This window comes from Streptomyces sp. NPDC001880 (assembly GCF_053594575.1).
On the sequence record NZ_JBSFET010000070.1, the window covers coordinates 1 to 18,405 of the forward strand.

The window sequence follows — 18,405 nt, forward strand, 5'->3', positions numbered from 1 at the left end:
CTCGAATCCCCGCACCTCTCCCGCGCCAGCCACAGCGGTCATCGTCGGCAGCTCTGGTGCACCGCGGGGACTGTGCCCTGTGCCCTGTATCCGGTCGAGGGCGGATTCCTCACCCGCGAGGAAGCAATGATCGCCTTGGCGGAGCCGGACATCGAGGCATGCCGTCGACGGGTAGGCCCGTACGGACCGCCCGACGCGCCTCGGGGGAGCCGGGCTCGCAGGATCGGTTCCGTGGAGTTCCCGACCAAAGTGGCACTGGCCCAGGCCGTCCCGGTCCTGCCCCAGGGGCCGGGCTGGTGGTACGAGCCCAAGTACGACGGGTTTCGGGCGCTGCTCTACACCGCTCCACGTGGGCGAGCCGGTGCTGTTGCAGACCCGGCGCGGGGGCGCCGGGCCGGTGGCCGGGCAATAGGGGGTGGACGCGGCACCAGCTGAGCTCTTCCGGGGCCGTCCTCGCCCGCTCCTACAGCCATTCCTCGAAGGCGAAGCCGACGGCTTGGTGGATGACTGCTTCTTCGAGGGTTTCCTGTCTGCGGCCGGCGGGTGCGAGCGTCGTGGGTGTCGGTACGGGGTGTGCCCACCAGAGGGGGTCTCCACCCGGGACGGACATCAGCCCTCCGAACCGTACGTCGCCCGCGAACCAGAACACTCCGCGGCCGTCCGGTGTACCGACCCAAACGCTCTCCGGTACGGGCGAGCTGAAGGTGCACACGACCGTCGTATCCGGGCCGAGCAGCATCATGCCCTTGCCGTTGCCCCCAGGGAGCTCTTCCAGGCGACAGGGCCATGCCTGCCAGGGACTCGCCAGAGCCACAGCCGCCCGTCGTTCCATGGTCCGCAGGTTCCCTTTGATTTTGGTGTCGTCATGTACCGACACGATCACCATAAGGATGCCCCCGACCAAGGCGAAGAGGCCTGGGACCGGTGAGACGTTGTCCACGTTCATGGGTAGCAAGAGTGCGAGTATGGCTGCCGCCAGCAATGCCCCCGCGAGCCCAGGATGTATATCGGGCTTCGCGTTCTTCGCCCTGTCCAGCTCCTCGCTCACCACCGCCCCCACGGTCGGAGTCATCGCGGATGCCGGCCTCGGCGACAGCTGATACCCGAACTCTTCCGCCAACACGGTGTCCCCCCGATGCTCGATGAGCGTTCATTCAACCGGCTGCCGGCGAAGGCAGGAAGAGTGCATGACCACAGACAGAGACCGCTTCAGCGGACACGGGACGACCAGGCGCTTTCAACCCCACCGTCACCAGGCCACCGTGAGGATCGAACTGTCGGGCGTGTCCGCCCCTGACACCCGGGCGCTCTCGCCGGCCTGCTGGCCGACCTGGAGCGTGTGCTGGGGCCCGACCACCTGACACCCTGAGGAACCCCGAACACTCTGCGATTTCGTGTGCCCCCTCGGCCGTCTACCACCGCATCCCGAGCTCATCGAGGACCGCACGGCGCTGCTCGGGGAGTTTCGCGGCACGCTTGCGGACGTTGTCGAGCCACGTCCCGAGCTTGACCACCACGTGCCCGTCAGCACCGCCCTGACGGCCTGCCAGCGTGTCCTCCGTCTCCAGGTGCTCGGCGTGCTTGCGGGGGACTTTCAGGTGCCCTTCACGGGCGTGGAACTGCCGTGCTGCCGTGAGGTTGAGGGCCCACATGGTGTCCTGCGTCCGCTTCACCGGCCGCTCCTCTTTCCCGACCGGTGTGACCTTGAGGGTGTTCTCCAAGAGCCACTGCTGTACCGGCAGCAGTGGCTCCCACCCGAACCGCTGCGCGTTCACCCACCAGCCGAGGTCCTCGCCCCGATGACGTCGCCGTCGACCGTGGGGAGGGCGCCGCCGGCCTGGACGTGGTTCTGGACCAGTCGGTAGCAGCGTTGCACCCGGTGCCCCACACCGGGCACCACCCCGGATCGATCGCGTCCAGCTCATCCTGCCGCGCCTTGGTCATCGCCCCGGCCGCCAAAGAGACGGGACGGCCGACCGCACGCAGCTCCTCGTTCTCCCGCGCCCTACGCGCCGCCGCCCCTACGTCGCCCACACCCCGATAGGATGCCCCTCCCACACCGCGGTCGTCGGAGGAAGGAAGTGCCCGTGCACCGCGGCGTACCCCCCTGGCGACGGCCACGCCGTCCGCCCAGGCCGCTTCCTGCTCCGACCACACCAGCGCGAGCACCTCGCCCGTCTCTCGCCGCTCCAGTTCGACCGCATCATCCTCGGCCGGTACGCGTTCTTCCGCCCAGCCGAGGCTGGGCGCCGGCCGCTGCGCGAACCGTCGGTCGGTGACGATGAGAGCGGGCTACAGGTTCTGCACGGATGGCCGCACGGGGTGCGGTCCGAAAAACCGTTCGCGGTCCCAGGGGCATTGAGCCGAGACTGATGGGTCGATCACGGACAGGAAGAGTGGCCAGCGCTGACGTACAACCGTGACACCCTGCCCTTCCCCGAGAACCGTGTGCCCCCCATCACCTACGAGGGCATTCGGAACTGGGACGAGTTCGACCCTGCCCGCCACTCGTTCGCCTGGGACGAGGACGAAGAAGCCCACCTCCGCTCGCTGGTCCGCGAGTGGGTGCCACCCGTGCTCTCCGGTATGGCCGGCTGGTGGCAGGGCGAACGCTGGTGTGAAAGTCAGGTAGACGCGATCATCCGGGAGCGATACGGCACCTGGGCCTGGGGATGGAGCTGGTGCTACCGCGACGGCGGGCCCATCGGTAATTGGGTCAGCGGGCCAAGCTCGGTAACGACCCCCGACGAGACCGCAGAACGCGTCGTATCCGCGCTGTTGGAGTGGCGGGAGTGGTTGGAGCGAACGGCCCAGCGCTTCGCCGAACTGGCGCCGCCGCCGGACGCCGCACCCGAAGATCGCAGTTGGCACCTGGAGCGGGCCTGCGTTCGGCTCGTGACCCACACGCTGGACTCGGGCGCGGAGGGCGGCTGGCACGGCCAGGCCTCGATCGTCCTGGGCTGGTTCCTCACCAGTACCGGCATGGACCGAGCCGACGCCGCGCGAGCGGTGGAGAGCGCAATCGGCGGCCGGTTCAAGAGCTGGGTCACCCCGGAACGGACACTGATCGAATCCGTCGGCGAGGACCTGGCCGCTGGCCTCACCGGCCACGCCCCGTACCAGGACCACCGTGAGAGGGCGGCTCTGGAGGATCTCCATGACCGCTACTGACAGCCTTTCGGTCTGGCTGCGCGTGCGCCGTGAGGCCGACTGGCAACACGCACCGGCCCTACAGCGGGTCCCGCCCGACCGCGATGGGTTCCGGTCCTGGTGCGAGGGGCCGGTGCGCTGGCGCGACCCGATTCGCGCCGAGCGTCTGCTCGCCGCACACACCCTGGCCCGAGAAGATGCCGCACGCCACATCCCACTGGACTTCGCTCTGCTTGCCGGTTGGCAGCGGGAAGTCCTCGCTGCAACAGGGGCACCGTTCCGCGTGAGCGACGCCTATGCGAAGGCCGGCCGCGAGCGCTACGGCCTGACCCCGCGTACCCAGGCCAATTTCGATTCCTGCCTGCGCGAGACGACCGACCCGGACATCCCGCTGGCGGCACGCGCGGCCCGCGCATACCTCGACGTGGCGTTTTTCCACCCCTTCACCGATGGCAACGCCCGCGCCGCGCTGTTGACCTTGGTCTATGTTCTGGCACGGGAGGACATCGTCCTTCCTGAGGTCGGCCCACTCCAGACCACCCGCTACGCGGATGACCCGGCCGGTGCCGCCGACCTTGCCACTCTCATCGGGGTGCTCAACCGCCGCCGACACTGAAGCGTTCGGGCGAGAGCACCGACAACTTCCGCCAGACTTCGTTTCCTGAAGGCCACCGGGCAGGCTGCCCGACGACCCCTCAGAGCCTTCAAAAACTCCTTCAAAAACCAGGGTGGTTCAACAACCTTGAGCTCGCGTACTCATGCCCCCGCCGCGCCCGCGAAGGGACACTGGGACCATGACCCGTCGTACCAGCACGGCCGCAGTAGCGGTGCTTTGCGTCCTCGCTCTGACGAGCTGCGGGAAGGACGTGGACGATCTCTTCTCCAATCTCAACGGCACCACGTCATCCGGCACCTCCGAACACGAAACCCCGAGCAGCGGCCCGGCCGGCCCGGACGCGCCGCCCTTCTACGGCGACAACAGCCGAGCCCGACGCCCGGACCGTCCGGACCCAGCGGACGAGAAACAAGCCCGGGAGAAGGCCAAGGACATCACGCAGGCCCTCGAGGACCTGCGGCGTCAGCATCGGACCCGGCCCGCCCAGGTGCGGGAGGCCCTTGCACCACTGGCCGCTCCCGCCCACCTGGAGGTAATCGAGCGGCCCACCTCAGGAGACGAGAGCCCCGCTCAGGGCAGCATGTACGGAATCTGGATCGGCAGGACCGCCTGCGTCACCGGTGCCGTCACCGCAGAGCGCGTCCGATCGGACGTCAACGGCCACTTCCCGGAGACGGGCTGCCTGCCCCCGGCGCGGGCCCATTGAGGCGCTCAAGCCTACGGTCGTGTCCCGCCATGTGGTGTAGCAGCGATCGGGTACAAAGACGCAGGTCGCACGAAGAACCCGGCGCGGCTCAGCATCCGTTCTGGTCCACCCCGCCCGGCACACCCGCCGCCAGAGACCACGGGCGGCCCTTGCGGACCGGATCTGCACCTTCGCGGCGCAGCGCGGTCACCAGCTTGCCGAAGGAACACGGGCCCAGCCCGGTGAACGGGGCTATCCAAGACGGCTCCGACGCCGTGATCACTCCAGACACCGCAAGACCATTTGATCGGGGCAGGTGATCAGGTCGACTCTTGCGCGACCGCCTTGCGTACGTGCTCAAGCCGCAGCCGGTTCTCCTCCAGCCACCCGGACCCCACGTCCACGGGTACCTGCACCGCGATCTGCGTCGACGGCGAGTCGTGCACGGTCACTTCCACCGGATCCTCGGGAACCACAGCCAGCCACGCACTGCGACCGCCGGGTGGCCACTCGGCCCCCTCCTGGGCCTCAAGAGCATCGAGGCAATGACCCCATTCGTCCAGGTCCCTGTCCGAAACGTGCAGTCCAACGCTGCCGTTGACGAAGTCGCTCCCCAGCACGATTTCGGCCGCGTAGTACCTCTCTCCTCCCATCATCATCGGCACATCGCACGCGCCCCTGACGGTCACGCTCTGCACACGATCGGAGAAACGGGAGAGCTCCAAGGCGTGCGCATCGTCGATCATGGCTACCTCGTAGTCGAGTGAGTGGACAGGATGCTCTGATCCTCTCGCACCCCGGCTCACCACGATGGCGACCCCTCAGCCATGGCCACACAGAGATGCGGAACAGCGCTTGGGCGGTGAGTGATTCGCAGAACTGGACGACTGGGCCCTGGTCGACGTGCACGACATCGAAGCCTTCCTGGCTACCGTGCCCAAGGGCCGAAAACGCCGGCTGGTGGTGCTGCGGCAGTCCTTCCGCTTCGCCCGCTCACAGCGCATCGTGCTGATCGACCCGACCAGCACTCTGATCGTGAAGGAACGCAACGGCTTCCGCGGCCGCACTCTCACCCTCGAACAGCAGCGTGAGCTCTTCCGTCGTTGGACCACCGGTGATCAGGTTCACCCGCACGAGGCTCTGCTCGGCATGCTCGCTCTGCTGCATGGAGCCTCCAGCACCGAGGTCCGGATGCTGAAGGTCACCGACATCGACGCGGCGACTCAGACAGTCCGGCTTGGCAAACGACCTCATCCCGTCCCGCTGGATCCCGCCTCCTGGACCGTGCTGCAACGCTGCTTGGACCACCGCGCGGAATGGCCGACGGCCAACCCGCACGTGATGGTCACCAAAGAAACCAAGGCCGGGCGAAGCCCGGCCTCAACTTCCTATCTGTCTCACGTTCTTGACGACTGCGGATATCCGCCCCGGGTGATCCGCAGCACTCGCCTCCTCGACCTGGTGAACACCATGGACCCCAAGCTCGTTGCTGCCGCCTTCGGCATCTGGTCGACGCCGGATACGTCGACGCCGACAACCTGGCGACCGCACGGCGCGTCCACGGCATCAACCTTCTGGGACCGGTGAAGTCCAACACCGGGTGGCAGGCGAAGCCGGCACCGGATTCTCTCTCGACGCCTTCACCATCGACTGGGACAACCAGCGGGCCATCCGCCCGAACGGCAAGACCAGCAGCCAGTGGGGCCGCCAGACGCACCGCGTCGAAGGTCCGGTCTTCTACGCCCGCTTCTCACCGGCGGACTGCCGCACCTGTCCCTCGAAACCGCAATGCACCCGGGCACCGAAACGCGAGATCACCTTCCGCCCTCGTGGAGAACACGAGGCACTCGCACAGGCGCGGATCGATCAGCAGAGCCCGGACTGGCAACGACGCTACGGCCACCGCGCCGGCGTCGAAGGCACCATCGCTCAAGGCGTGCACGCCTTCAGCCTGCGCAGAGCCCACTACCGCGGCCTCGCCAAGACCAGACTCCAGCACCAGCCGACCGGAGCGGCCATGAACTTCGCCCGGCTCGACGCCTGGCTCACCGGCTGCCCCCTCGCACCGACCCGGACACCGCCCTTCGCAGCACTCCGCCCCGCTGGATAGAGATCCAGCGGGGCGGAATTAACCAACAGCGTCCCGCATGGGGTGCCGCCCACCAGGCGTCGGTGTGCGCAGACGTCAGTCGACTTGGAGGGGGGGCAGATGAAGGTGATGTCCCAGTGGACGCCGCCACCGCGCGGGATTTCGTAGACGTACTCGGCGGTGATGCCGTTGAGGGTGCCGTGCCAGCGGGCTGACCGCATCCGCTCCTGGCGGATCTGACCGCCGCCCACCGCCCCCAGCTGCGATCGAACAGCAGCTGGTCAGGCGTGCGTTGCGTGAAGATGGCTGAAGCCGATGTAGCCGCCGCGTTCGTCCAGACCGAGGACTCCGTTCTGGAAGGACCGCCGGTCCGGCGTCGAGCAGGGCAGTGGAGTACGCGGCGGTCAGACCGGTGGCCTTGTCAAAGATCAGCCAGCAGCCCTGCCCGGCGCGACCCACCACACCGCACCGCCGGGCGGAGTTATGGAGCTTGGACCGGCGCCCGGGGAGAAGCAGGGGTCGCTGACGTCATGACAGATCACCCCGCGCCAACGCCTACACACTCTTCGGCGACCCACCCATCCTGGCTGTTGATCTTCACTGTCATCCAGCCGTTCCCCCCGCCACAGGAGGTATAGCTCTGGCCTGTCGTCACACTGTCCTGGTTAACGCCGCAGGGCAGCCGTCCACCCGCTGCAATCGTCCCGATGCTCGTGTACTTGGTTCCAGGGCCGCTGCGCACGGTCAGAACACTGCCTGACACATTCTTGATGTAGCAGCCGGCAGCCGAGACACTAGGAACAGCGGCTCCTGCTTCGGCAGCGTTCACAGGGGAGACCGCTGCAAGCAGAAGTGCGGCTATGGACGTACCACCAACCGCTACGGTCCTCATGGACAAACGCATCTTTTTCTCTCCTCGCCAAGATCCAGTCCGGCGTGCTGAAGGCTATGTCTACCGGCACAGACCCGAAAGATCATTTCTCGCCATCACTGGGGTGCGATGTGTCGGTCTGGTGTCAGTGGGGTTTGCCAATGACGTGGTGTCAGTTTTCGGTGTTTGTGCTGGCTGGGTGTTTGCTCGGATGGGTTTCACTGTCAGAGGTCGTTTTCGTCCGACGTTTCATCCCGAGACGGGATGCTCTGTGGCCTTCTTCGGGTCGCGCCAGGAGATGGTGTTCTCACTGGTGTCGGCGTATGGGCCAACGTGCACCGCCGCGTACGGTCGAACGTGCATAGCGTCTTGTATGGAGCAGCGACTTGTAAGCGACGTCGATGCTCCCGCGTCCTTTCGGCTGACGGACTGGCAGACACGGGAAACCGGGGCGTCGCTCGTCATAATCGGTAGCTGACAGCAGCCCACCCTCGACGAGGCAGGCATCCGCGTCTGAGAAGGGACTGCTGCACGGATAAGTGACACCTGACCTGGCTTGCTGAGAGGCGGCCTGGAAGGATGTTGCAGTGCCCAAGCCGTATCCGAAGGAGTTCCGCGAGGACGTCGTGCGGGTCGCGCGCAACCGTGAACCCGGCGTCACGCTGGAACAGATCGCCGCCGACTTCGGCGTCCACCCGATCACGCTGTCGAAGTGGCTGCGCCGTGCCAACACCGATGAGGGCGGCAGGCCCGCGACAGCGTCGGGTGAGTCGGCCGAGCTGCGCGAGGCCCGCAAGCGCATCCGGCTGCTGGAGCAGGAGAACGAGGTTCTGCGGAGGGCTGCGGCGTATCTGTCGCAGGCGAACCTGCCGTCAAAATGATGTACCCGCTCGTCCGCGAGCTGGCCGCCGCCGCTGCCCCTCACCGGGTGCCGGTGGCGGTGACGTGCCGGGTGCTCGGGCTGGCCCGCCAGCCCTACTACCGGTGGCTGGCCTCACCGGTCACCGTTTCCGAGCTCGCCGGGGCATACCGGGCCAACGCCCTGCTCGACGCGCATCGCGACGATCCCGAGTTCGGTCACCGCTTCCTTCTCGACGAGGCCCGGGCCGCCGGTGAGTCGATGGCTGAGCGGACCGCCTGGCGGATCTGCAGGGACAACGGCTGGTGGAGTGCCTTCGGTAAGCGCAGGGGCCGTGGGAAGAACGCCAAGGCCGGGCCGCCTGTCCATGATGATCTGGTGCGGCGGGACTTCACCGCAGCCGGGCCGAACCGGTTGTGGCTGACGGACATCACCGAGCACGCAACCGGCGAGGGCAAGCTGTATCTGTGTGCCGTCAAGGACGTGTACTCCAGCCGCATCGTGGGCTATTCCATCGACGTCCGGATGCAGTCCAGCCTCGCGGTGAGAGCCCTTGAATCCGCGGTGGCCCGTCGCGGCCAGGTCGCGGGATGCACTGTTCATTCCGATCGCGGGTCGCAGTTCCGCTCACGGAAGTTCGTGTCCGTTCTCGCACGTCACCACCTGGTCGGCTCCATGGGCCGGGTCGGTGCGGCCGGCGACAACGCGGCAATGGAGAGCTTCTTCGCGCTGCTGCAGAAGAACGTCCTCGACCGCCGTACCTGGGCCACCCGCCAGGAGCTGCGGATCGCGATCGTTACCTGGATCGAACGCACCTACCATCGACGCCGGCGTCAGAGACGCCTGGCCCGATTGACCCCCGTCGAGTACGAGACCATCATGACCCCAGCCGCAGCCCTGGCTGCATAAACCCCGCTGTCACCCAACCCTGCAGCAGTCCCGAACATGGCTCCATCAAGTACAGACACCAACGCTGCCAACGCCGGGTCGGCCCACAGGCAGGCGCCTGCGGACGAGGCTGCATTATGGTGAGCCGATCTTCGGACCCGTACGCATGGAGGCGCAGCAGTGACGACCGACGTGACGCCCGAACTGGCCGAGGCGATCCAGCGTGGCTACGACCGGCGCGACCGGGCGAACATGGTGCCGACGATCGCCTACTTCCAGGCGCTGCTTGCCGAACACCCTGATCACCCAGTCCTCGTATACGAGGTGGGTGGCGCCTACGACACGGCGGGCCAGGAGGAGACCGCCCGCGGCTACTACGAGCGGGCGCTCGCCCTTGGCCTTGACGGTGACGTGCTGCGCCGGTGCCTGTGTCAGTACGCCAGCACCCTGAGGTGGCTGGGCGAGCTGGACGAGTCGCTAGCGGTGCTCGACCGCGCCCGCAGGGAGTTCCCCGACTCGGACTCCGTACGCGTCTTCCGCGCGCTGACCCTCAACGACGCCCGGCAGCCGGACGAGGCGGTGGCCGAGTTGCTGACCGTCGTCACCGGGCACGCCGAGGTCACCGACCTCGGGCGGTGGGCGGTCGGGCTGCGTGGCCTCGCCCAGTGGCTCGCCGACGGCCGGCCCGAATAGGAAGCAGTTACCCCGCACCAGGCCGGCGCAGAAGGGCCTTGGCCGGTGGGCGTGTCCGCGACCGGCATGGACACGGCAGTGTCTGATGGGAGATTGGCTTTCTGCAGCGATGAGCGTGGCTGTGAGGGCGAAAGCTTCTTTCTCACTCTGAGTAATGCTCGCTCCGCACGACGACGTGGCACACCTGAGGTGCCACACCGATCGTGAAAGTGGGCCGACCTGTGGTTTCACTGATGGGGCTGGCTTCGAGCCTGTGCACGTTCAGCCGTACGCGGCGGTGCACGTTGACCTGTACGCCGACAGGGGCCGATGCAGCGGCTGCTGCGCTACGCACGCTGGGACGCCGACGCCGTCCGCGACGATGTCCGTGCCTACGCCGTCGAACACCTCGGCGCCGACGGCGCGGTGCTGATCGTGGACGAGACGGGCTTCGTGAAGAAGGGCTGTGCCTCGGCGGGAGTGCAGCGCCAGTACACCGGCACCGCCGGACGCATCGAGGACTCCCAGGTCGGCGTCTTCCTCGCCTACGCCACCAGCCGGGGACGGGCACTGATCGACCGCCGCCTCTACCTGCCCGAGCAGTCCTGGTGCACCGATCCCGAATGCCGCCGGGCGGCCGGGATACCCGACGAGGTGCGGTTCGCGACCAAGCCCCGCCTGGCCTGGGAGATGATCGCCGCCGCATTGGACGCCGGAGTGCCGGCGCCGTGGGTGACCGGCGACGAAGCCTACGGGCAGGACACGCAGCTGCGTGCCGCCCTGGAGGCACGCGGGACCGGCTACGTGATGGCCGTCGCCTGCTCGACGCGGGTGCGGATCAACCAGGGCCGCATCCCCGTCCGCGCGGTCACCCTCGCCGAACGCCTGCCCGCCACCGCCTGGCAGCAGCAGAGCGCCGGCCGTGGTGCGAAGGGCCCGCGCTACTACGACTGGGCCTGGATCCACATCGGCACCGACGACCACCGACACCTGCTCGTCCGCCGCAACCGCACCGCCGGGAAACTCGCCTTCCACCTGTGCTGGTCACCCGCCCAGGTCGCTCTTGGGGAGCTGGTCCGCGTCGCCGGTGTCCGCTGGAGCGTCGAGGAATGCTTCCAGGCTGCCAAGAGCCAGGTCGGACTCGATCACTACCAGGTCCGCGACTGGACCTCATGGCACCGCCACATCACGCTCGCCATGCTCGCACCGGCCTTCCTGACCGCCCTTGCAGTTGACGCGGCTCCCGACCGGCCCATCGATCCCCACCACCCCGCTCGCGGCAGCGACCCGATCACGTTGACCGTTCCCGAGATTCGCCACCTACTCGTCGTCGCCTTCATCCCACCGGCCGTGACAGCGACCAGGCTGCTGCACTGGTCAAACTGGCGCAGACGCCACCAGGCAACAGCCCGACACAGCCACTGCCGACGACGATCCGCCCACGAACCTGCTGGATAGATCACGAAACCGCACTGGAGTACTAGGAGGTGTCTCGTCGCTCAGGCCGGGAGCGGGTCCGGCAACCGGCGGCGTCGGCGCCACTCCCCGATGAACGCCGTCGATGCGGGAAGGTGATGCGGAGAACGGGCCGGACCCGCGGCCCTGGCCCACTTCCGGCGGTTCGGTGCCGGAGTGTCGAGGCGGCGGTCCGCCTCGACACTCGGGTCAGAGGCTGGACTTCACAGGGGTGTCCTGGGGCACCGGTTCCACGGGATGCCGGTCCGGACGCAGTGCGATCGCCAGCAGGAGCGCGCCGCACAGGGCGATCAGCATGGTCCCGGCGGCGCTGACGTGCATGGCTTCGATGAACGCGTCGTTGGCCACGCGCACCAGGTCGGGTTGGTGGATCGTGGCTGCGGCGTGCCGGGCCTGCTCGGCGGAGATCTGCGCCTGGGCCCGCACTTGCTCGGGGTAACCGCTCAGCGAGCCGTCGACAGCGTACCGGTAGGCGAGCGACATGATCGTGCCGCCCACCGCGATCCCCAGCAGACTGCCGCTCTGGCGCAGGGTGCTGAGGACGGCCGATCCGGCGCCGGCCCGCTCCAGCGGCAGGGCACTCATGAGTCCCCCCGTCACTGGGCCGATCACCATGCCGATCGACAGCCCTTGGATCAGGTAGGCGATCTCGTTGATGACCAGCGGGGTGTGCAGCCCGAAGAACATGTTGCAGCCCGTAGCCAGCCCCGCTGTGGTCAGAGCCGTCACGGTGACCGCGCGGAGCGTCCAGCGGCGGGCCAGCTGGACGCCGAGCGGCGCTCCCACGATCGCCCCGATCGCGGTCGGGGAGAATGCCAGGCCCGCCTGCAGCGCGGAGAAGCCGCGTGCGCCCTGCAGGTAGAAGGCGCCGTAGAAGCTGGCAGCGGTCATGGCGAACATCAGCAAGCCGAGCGCCACGTTGCCGAGGCCGAACATGCGCTGGGCGAGCAGCCGGGGGTCGAAGCTGGGCTGACGGTGGCGTAGTTCGACGAGTGTGAAGGCGGCCAGGAGGGCCGCTCCGGCCGTGATCGAGCCCCAGACCGAAAGCGAGTTCCAGGAGGCCACCTGCCCCGCGTGGATCAGCCCGTAGGCCAGGAAGGCGAGCCCGCTGATCGACAGCAGCAGCCCGGCCGGGTCCAGCGGACGCGGGGTGGTGCTGCGGAAGTTCGGGACCAGCATGGCGATCCCGATCAGCGACAGCACCACGATCGGGATGTTGACCAGGAAGATCGAGCCCCACCAGAAGCGGCCGAGGAGAACGCCGGCCAGCAGCGGGCCCGCGGCGATTCCGACGCCGGCCGATGTCGAGGAGATGCCGATAGCGGTCGCCCGGGCGGGCCCGCTGAAGGCCCACATGAGGACAGCCATCTGCGCGGGCATGATCAGCGCGCTCCCCAGGCCCATCGCGGCCCGAGCCGCGATCAGTTGGTCCGCGCCGCCCGCGTATGCCGCCCACACCGAGGCGCCGGCGAAGACCGCCATCCCTGTGGCCAGCACGGTCCGGTGGCCGAAGCGGTCACCCAGGGCGCCGGAGGTGAACATCAAGGTGGCGAAGACCAGCGTGTACGAGCCGGTGGCCCACTGCAGCTGGCTAGGGCTGGCGCCCAAGCCTCGGACCGGGTCGGAGAGGGTCTCGAAGGCGGTGGTGAGGATGGTGTTGTCCAGCCAGATCAGCAGCGAGGACAGCAGGAGCACGGCGAGGATTAACTGCTGCCGGGACTTCGGCAGAGTCGGAGACGTCGTCATGGGAGACCTTCAACGAGATCGACAGGAACCTGACGAACTGATTGTGCGTGTTCGTCAAGAAACCTGTCAATCTAGGGGTTCGTTGCGCATGCACCGGACCGACGGCGGCGCCCTGTTCCGGTCGGGGGTCCCGGGCGGCTGCACCGGTCGGGCGGTCATTTCGATGCGCCGGCCCAGCCGGTCGAATGTTCTTTCCTGCGCATCCGGTGAACCGGCAGGATCGGAACGCCCCCGGGCAGCAGATCGCAATCCATCGGGGTATATACCGAGAGGCAGAGGGCATGACCCCACAGGATCAATGGTGGCGCGAAAGCGGAAGCTATGTTTCAGATATTCTCTTATTCTCTCTGTTTTTGCGGCGGCACCGGATCGGCCTGCCCCTTTCTGGCGCGGCCGAGTGTTTTCCGGCAGTGAGCTGATCGGGTCCACCGCCGAGATGTTTTACGCGCTGCGCGACCGCGGCGTGGGTAAAGAAGATGTCGTAGCGATTCTGGTCGCTCCAACAGTCCCGAGATGCTCACAGCGCGGTACGCCGCGCACTTGCTCGGTGGCACCGTCTGTTACCTGCGGTCCACCAATCCGGGGACCATTTCGACGATCCTCCCGCTCGACCACCAGATCCAGATCCTGCGCGACACCGCGGCCGCGACGGTGTACGCGGATGCCGAGAACGCGCAGCGCGCACTCGAACTCTCCGAGGCCACCGACGGACTTCGAGTGACCCGGATCGGCGGCACCGGCTACGGCGCGGCGGGTCGAGGCGACACCCCGCGGGCCGTGCCGTGGGATCCGGGCGCTGTGGCAGTGATCGGGTTCACCAGCGGGGGCACCGGGCGGCCCAAGGGCATCCGGCTCTCCGCCCGGGTCTGGAACGGAGCGGTCCGTGGTATGGCGGCGGCCGATCGCACGGCTGAGGACGTGAAGCTGCTGGTGACGACTCCGCTGAGCCACACCGTCGGCACCATGGCCGACGCGGCCCTGGCCCTGGGCGGAGAGGTCCACCTCCACGAGCACTTCGACGCGGGGGAGTTCATCAAGACAGTCGAGGAGTCGGCGATCTCGTGGACCTTCATGGCGACGGTCCAACTGTTCCGGCTGCTCGACCACTTGGAGGAACTCGGGGCGCACGACCTGGAATCCGCCGGCCTGTCCTCGCTGAATCGGCTGATCTGCAGCGGCAGTGCGGCGGCGCCCGCCAGGATCGAACAGGCCGTCCGCATCCTCGGCCTCATCCTGGTACGGGCCTACGGCACCTCGGAGACCGGCCGTATCACGTCGCTCAAGCGAGATTATTCAGCTCAAGTGGTCTTGGTGAAAATCCTGCATATGTTCAGGCGGGTTGGTTTCAGTGACGGGTTCCGGAGATCCCTTCAAGCCATTCGCGGATCGCGACGCGCTGCTCTGGCGTGAACGAGGCTTCCAGTTCGGCTTCGCAGCGGTCGACGGCCTTGCGGGCATCAGTCAGTCGTGCTCGCCCGGACTCGGTGACGAAGATCTGATGGCTGCGCCGGTCGGACGGATTCGGCTGCCGCTCGATCAGCCCCTCCTGTTCGAGCCCGACGAGCATCTCGTTGGCGGCCTGCCGGGAGCTCGCCACCTCTCGCGCGATGTCCGACGCCGACATCCCGGGCCTCGCCTCGGTCATCAGAAGGGTGGCGTACTGCGAGGTCGACAGCCCGAACGCCGTGAGTTCCCCGGCGATCGCCGACCTCATGTTCAGCCAGGCCCTGCGGACCAGGAAGGTCAGCGAGCCGACCGCGGCCCTGCGGGGATCCAACGCTCCGCCTCCTCGGCTAGTGGCAAGTTCCCGATGACCAGAGATCACCGAGCTTGTCAAGTTCTTGTCGATCATAGCGAAGCTCCCGATGTTCAGGGGCTCCGATCAGGACACTGTTTCCAGTCTTCTGAGCCGGGAATTCTGTTGAGACGTCAGGGTGGTGATCGGTGTGCCGACGTCGACCACCACCCTGAGGCCGCGAGGGCGTCTCCGGCACCACCCGCTGGAACAACTCCCACAACTCATCCGGCATGAGCCGCTCAACGGTCCCGCCACCCCCGACACCCTGCCGAGCCAAATGAGATGAGGTACGAACGCCTTCTGACAGTCCGCTGTTGCAGCGTGGGGCAGGTGAGTGAACCTTCCTCGGCCTCCATCACCGTCTGATGGCATACCGCTGGCGGGTCCTCATCGGCGATCGATGTCAGGTGTTGAGAGTTGTGTGGTTCCACCAGCCTTGCTTCCCGGCCTTGAAGCTGACCGTCGCGCCGATCTCGTTGAGCATTCCCTCGTACCGTTGACCAGCTGTCAGCGGGCTGGTGACCAGCACTCCGTGTGCGTCCCGGATGGACGGGATGGTGACTTCCGGAACCTTGTCCATGGTCGTCTGATCGATGCCCTGCGGCTCTTTGGCGGTGATGACCTCGTCCCAGTTGGGATGCTTGGCGAGCTGGTGTGCGAGATGTACCTCGTCTCCCTTCCCGAAGAGCAGGTACGTGAGATATTCGGGATACTCGAGTTGGCCGAGTTCCTGGAAGAACCGCACGTCCTGGGGCGTGCAAGCCGCGGTGGTCTGCCTGCCGTCCAGCATTTTCTGGAACTCCCGGCTCCCGTCGGGACGGACGACGACACGCTCCAGCTGGACCTTGAAGGATGGCACCGTACCGTCGGGGATGCCCTTGAGCGGGAAGTGATCGGGGCAGAACTGGGAGTAGAAAACATTTCTGTCCTGGGTCGCCGCTGCGTCCTGCAGATACGCCTCGCGCACCTCTGCCTCAAGGCTGATTTTCGCGATCATCTGATAGGCGTGCGGAGGTTGGCGATACAGCGCCAGATGGTAGGCAAAGATTGTCTTCTTGCCAATCAGTAGAAAACGGTGGATGCCGTGCAGCTCTTCTGCGTCGTGTTCGAGGTTCTGTTCGGTGTTCATGTGCTACTCCCGTTCTTCATCGTTGCGCTGCGGGACTTCACCGGTGTGGCGGAGACGGTGCGAGGAGTTCAGGCGGAGCTTTCCGTCTTCCTCAGCCGGTTGTGTGGTCCGTGGGTTCGCCGGTCACTGACGCGCCGTGCCGACAGTGTGTTCCGCATCCAGGTCTGTCAGCCGACGGGCCCAGAAGGCGCAGTGGACCCAGCGGGATTCCTGGGCGTGGATGGTCCGGTGACCGCGGAGGTATGCGGCGCGCGTCTCGCGCACTCTGTCCTCGTAGTCGCCCAGGGCTGTCGCCTCCCCGCGCAGCCGGGCGTCCACGGCTGGCCGGCGCTCTCCCGGTGTAGAGGGCGGTGAGGATGCCCTGCGAGGAGAGTGGGTCGAAGGCGACCGCCGCGTCCCCGGCCGCGATCCAGCCGTCCCCATGCACCCGGTCCAGGTGTGTGCTGTGCGCGGGCGCCCTGCGGGGCACGGCCGACGGGGTGAAACCGTGGGGCTCGGCCCGCAGACGTACGTGGCTCGGCGCGTAGTCCGGAGGGTCGACCACGACCCAAGCCGGCGTCGCTGTGAGCGTGTTGCCGTTAAGAGTGACTTTCGCTGTCACCGGGCCGTCAGAGGTGTCGTCGTACCACGTGTCGTTGTTGGCGACAACGGTCGCCTCCTGATTTGCATAGGACTTGGATGTGCCCATGCCGCCGAGTACCAGCAGGCGCCCGTCCGGCTGGGCGGAGATCTCGCCGAGGTAGACCTTCTTGTCCATGATCTTCCCGGAGTCGAACTTCTTGGTTTCGGCCCTGGACCCGAGGACGGTCCGGCTTCCGGGATCGTTGACCAGCTTCTTCCGATCGGCTCCTACGACGCCGGAATTGCGTCGGCCGTACAGTTCGGGCGCCAGTTTCTTGCCCTCGTCGATGTCGAGCGGAACGTGGAACTGGTACCACGCGGCTTTCTTGTTGGCGAGGTGAACTGTCCACTCGACCTCGGACACGCCCCCCTCATTCAGCTTGAGCTCCCGCACGACCTGTCCGGCCGCGTTGTAGCCGTACAGCCGAAAACACGCCGCCTGTCTCTTGATAGCCCCGGCTTCGTCCTTGTAGAACCCGGGCTGTTCGGGTTTCCGGTCGGCTGACTCCGGGCCGACGAAGAACCCCATGAAACTGTTACCGACGCGGGCGACGCCGATGGCAGATGGATCTTCACTCGCACGATATTCTGATCCATTGGTGTCCTCCGGTCTTCTTCCCCGAAGGCTCAAATTAATTGTTCGATAGCATCTTCGGCATTGACACTCCAGGGCGAAGTTCGGCTTCAGGTGATCAGGCTAAGAAGCCGATATCCCTATCAACCGGAGCGGCGTCCAGCGGGGTGCATGGCTGGCCGCTGCAGCAGGTCCTCGCGAACGGCCTGGGCGAAGAAGCTGAGCGACGCGGACCGGCGCGGCCTGACCGCGTTGTTCTGGCCCGGCGTCAACCCGTACGGCACCTTCCGCCTGGACATGAGCAAGCGCCTCGACCTGGGGCCGTCCGCTGCCGTGCCCCGCCCCCGAACCCCGGCCGATGCCGCCGACCGATCGAGCATGGAGATGCGATGAAGGGCTTCCAAGACCTCACCGACCCCCGGATGAACAAGGCCGCATGACGGGCTCTCGCCCGGGATGCGGTCTCGTGGCACCGGTCGCGATGGAGCTGGGTTCCGATCATCGCTCGCCCGGGGAGCAGGGAGGGGCCTCGTCGTGACGTTTCACCCTGGCCGGCTCATACGGTCATGAGCTTGCCGCGTTTGAGGTGGATCACCTCGTCGGAGGCGTCGGCCACCTCCCGCGAATGGGTAACCAGGATCACGCTCTTGCCGTCGTCGTGCGCCAGTTTCCGGAACACTTCGATGATCCCGTCGGCGGTGACCTGGTCGAGGCTGCCAGTGGGTTCGTCGGCGAAGAGAATGTCCACTTCGCAGGCGAGGGCGCGGGCGATGGCGACGCGTTGCTGCTGGCCGCCGGAGATCTCCAGCGTGCGGCGGTGCTGGTCGGATTCCTCCACGCCGAGCAGGCCGAGGAGTTCGGCGGCGCGTTTCCTCTTGTTGACGCCCTTCACGCCGGTGATCTCCATGGCGGAGGTGATGTTCTGGACGGCCGTCATGTAGGTGAGCAGGTTCAGTGACTGGAAGACCGTGGCCACATGGCGGTTGCGGTATCGGCCCAGCCCGATCTCGGCGATGTCCGCGCCTTTGAATCGGACGTTGCCCCTGGTGGGCGAGTCGAGTCCACTGGCGAGTGAGAGGAGCGTGGTCTTGCCGCTACCGGAGGGGCCGATGACGGAGTACATCCGGCCCTGCTCGAAGGAGTAGTTGACGTCTTTGAGGACGGTGCGGCGGCTGTTGCCGGACTGGTAGGTGCGGCTCAGGCCGGTGAGCTGCAGGATCGGGGTGGTCAT

General features: G+C 66.9%; 17 protein-coding genes and 3 pseudogenes. 11 read left to right on the top strand and 9 right to left on the bottom strand.

The features are described 5' to 3' along the window. Positions 1–435: pseudogene (locus tag ACWCQ6_RS27420) on the top strand (hypothetical protein); the annotation flags it as partial. Positions 436–463: 28 nt separating this feature from the next. Here ACWCQ6_RS27420 and ACWCQ6_RS27425 read toward each other — a convergent pair. Next, complete coding sequence (locus ACWCQ6_RS27425) at positions 464–1,051, bottom strand: hypothetical protein (RefSeq protein WP_451093572.1); 588 nt, start codon at positions 1,049–1,051, stop codon at positions 464–466. 361 nt (positions 1,052–1,412) lie between these two features. Next, complete coding sequence (locus ACWCQ6_RS27430) at positions 1,413–1,775, bottom strand: helicase associated domain-containing protein (RefSeq protein WP_451093574.1); 363 nt, start codon at positions 1,773–1,775, stop codon at positions 1,413–1,415. A gap of 673 nt (positions 1,776–2,448) precedes the next feature. On the opposite strand from ACWCQ6_RS27430, the gene ACWCQ6_RS27435 reads away from it, so the two are divergent. The 3 genes from ACWCQ6_RS27435 to ACWCQ6_RS27445 all read left to right on the top strand — a co-directional run bounded on the left by ACWCQ6_RS27435 (position 2,449) and on the right by ACWCQ6_RS27445 (position 4,472). Continuing rightward, the gene (locus ACWCQ6_RS27435) at positions 2,449–3,171 is read left to right on the top strand and encodes a hypothetical protein (RefSeq protein WP_451093576.1); all 723 of its coding nucleotides are present in this window, start codon (positions 2,449–2,451) and stop codon (positions 3,169–3,171) included. After that, positions 3,158–3,766, top strand: a complete 609-nt coding sequence (locus tag ACWCQ6_RS27440) for a Fic family protein (RefSeq protein ID WP_451093578.1) — start codon at positions 3,158–3,160, stop codon at positions 3,764–3,766. The genes ACWCQ6_RS27435 and ACWCQ6_RS27440 overlap by 14 nt, the downstream gene beginning before the upstream one ends. A 178-nt stretch (positions 3,767–3,944) precedes the next feature. After that, a complete protein-coding gene (locus tag ACWCQ6_RS27445) occupies positions 3,945–4,472 on the top strand; it encodes a hypothetical protein (protein ID WP_451093580.1) in 528 nt (175 codons plus the stop codon). A gap of 130 nt (positions 4,473–4,602) precedes the next feature. On the opposite strand, the pseudogene ACWCQ6_RS27450 reads toward ACWCQ6_RS27445, so the two are convergent. Continuing rightward, a pseudogene (locus tag ACWCQ6_RS27450) lies at positions 4,603–4,743 on the bottom strand (IS5/IS1182 family transposase); the annotation flags it as partial. Positions 4,744–4,771: 28 nt separating this feature from the next. Then, positions 4,772–5,197 (bottom strand): DUF5959 family protein, encoded by a 426-nt coding sequence (locus tag ACWCQ6_RS27455; RefSeq protein WP_451093582.1) that lies wholly within the window; start codon positions 5,195–5,197, stop codon positions 4,772–4,774. Between the two features lie 157 nt (positions 5,198–5,354). Here ACWCQ6_RS27455 and ACWCQ6_RS27460 point away from each other — a divergent pair, with 157 nt between their 5' ends. From ACWCQ6_RS27460 to ACWCQ6_RS27480, 5 genes and pseudogenes are all read left to right on the top strand, one after another. After that, on the top strand, positions 5,355–6,038 hold the full coding sequence (locus ACWCQ6_RS27460; RefSeq protein WP_451093584.1) for a hypothetical protein: 684 nt from the start codon (positions 5,355–5,357) through the stop codon (positions 6,036–6,038). A gap of 13 nt (positions 6,039–6,051) precedes the next feature. Further along, positions 6,052–6,561, top strand: a complete 510-nt coding sequence (locus ACWCQ6_RS27465) for a transposase (protein ID WP_451093586.1) — start codon at positions 6,052–6,054, stop codon at positions 6,559–6,561. Between the two features lie 1,437 nt (positions 6,562–7,998). Beyond that, positions 7,999–9,179, top strand: a protein-coding gene (locus tag ACWCQ6_RS27470; RefSeq protein WP_451093588.1) for an IS3 family transposase whose coding sequence is annotated in 2 segments (ribosomal slippage) — positions 7,999–8,283 and positions 8,286–9,179 — 1,179 coding nt in all. Because the reading frame shifts where the segments join, the coding sequence is not laid out codon by codon here. Between the two features lie 159 nt (positions 9,180–9,338). Next, on the top strand, positions 9,339–9,851 hold the full coding sequence (locus tag ACWCQ6_RS27475) for a tetratricopeptide repeat protein (protein WP_397807033.1): 513 nt from the start codon (positions 9,339–9,341) through the stop codon (positions 9,849–9,851). A 297-nt stretch (positions 9,852–10,148) separates the two neighbouring features. Further along, positions 10,149–11,288 (top strand): annotated as a pseudogene (locus ACWCQ6_RS27480) (IS701 family transposase); the annotation flags it as partial. A gap of 207 nt (positions 11,289–11,495) precedes the next feature. Here the strand turns inward: ACWCQ6_RS27480 and ACWCQ6_RS27485 are convergent. Further along, entirely contained in the window at positions 11,496–13,052 is a 1,557-nt protein-coding gene (locus ACWCQ6_RS27485) for an MFS transporter (protein WP_451093591.1), read from the bottom strand. Between the two features lie 513 nt (positions 13,053–13,565). Here ACWCQ6_RS27485 and ACWCQ6_RS27490 point away from each other — a divergent pair. Beyond that, positions 13,566–14,462 carry an AMP-binding protein gene (locus ACWCQ6_RS27490; RefSeq protein WP_451093593.1) on the top strand — a complete coding sequence of 299 codons (897 nt, stop codon included), beginning with the start codon at positions 13,566–13,568 and terminating at the stop codon, positions 14,460–14,462. Here the strand turns inward: ACWCQ6_RS27490 and ACWCQ6_RS27495 are convergent. The 3 genes from ACWCQ6_RS27495 to ACWCQ6_RS27505 all read right to left on the bottom strand — a co-directional run bounded on the left by ACWCQ6_RS27495 (position 14,398) and on the right by ACWCQ6_RS27505 (position 17,129). Continuing rightward, positions 14,398–14,904 (bottom strand): MarR family winged helix-turn-helix transcriptional regulator, encoded by a 507-nt coding sequence (locus ACWCQ6_RS27495; protein ID WP_451093595.1) that lies wholly within the window; start codon positions 14,902–14,904, stop codon positions 14,398–14,400. The genes ACWCQ6_RS27490 and ACWCQ6_RS27495 overlap by 65 nt on opposite strands. A gap of 349 nt (positions 14,905–15,253) precedes the next feature. Beyond that, entirely contained in the window at positions 15,254–15,979 is a 726-nt protein-coding gene (locus ACWCQ6_RS27500; protein WP_451093597.1) for a hypothetical protein, read from the bottom strand. A 91-nt stretch (positions 15,980–16,070) separates the two neighbouring features. After that, positions 16,071–17,129: a LodA/GoxA family CTQ-dependent oxidase gene (locus ACWCQ6_RS27505; protein ID WP_451093599.1), complete on the bottom strand. Its 1,059-nt coding sequence runs from the start codon at positions 17,127–17,129 to the stop codon at positions 16,071–16,073. 216 nt (positions 17,130–17,345) lie between these two features. Here ACWCQ6_RS27505 and ACWCQ6_RS27510 point away from each other — a divergent pair, with 216 nt between their 5' ends. Next, on the top strand, positions 17,346–17,567 hold the full coding sequence (locus ACWCQ6_RS27510) for a hypothetical protein (RefSeq protein ID WP_451093601.1): 222 nt from the start codon (positions 17,346–17,348) through the stop codon (positions 17,565–17,567). Between the two features lie 163 nt (positions 17,568–17,730). Here the strand turns inward: ACWCQ6_RS27510 and ACWCQ6_RS27515 are convergent, their stop codons facing one another. Beyond that, the gene (locus ACWCQ6_RS27515; RefSeq protein ID WP_451093603.1) at positions 17,731–18,405 is read right to left on the bottom strand and encodes an ABC transporter ATP-binding protein; all 675 of its coding nucleotides are present in this window, start codon (positions 18,403–18,405) and stop codon (positions 17,731–17,733) included.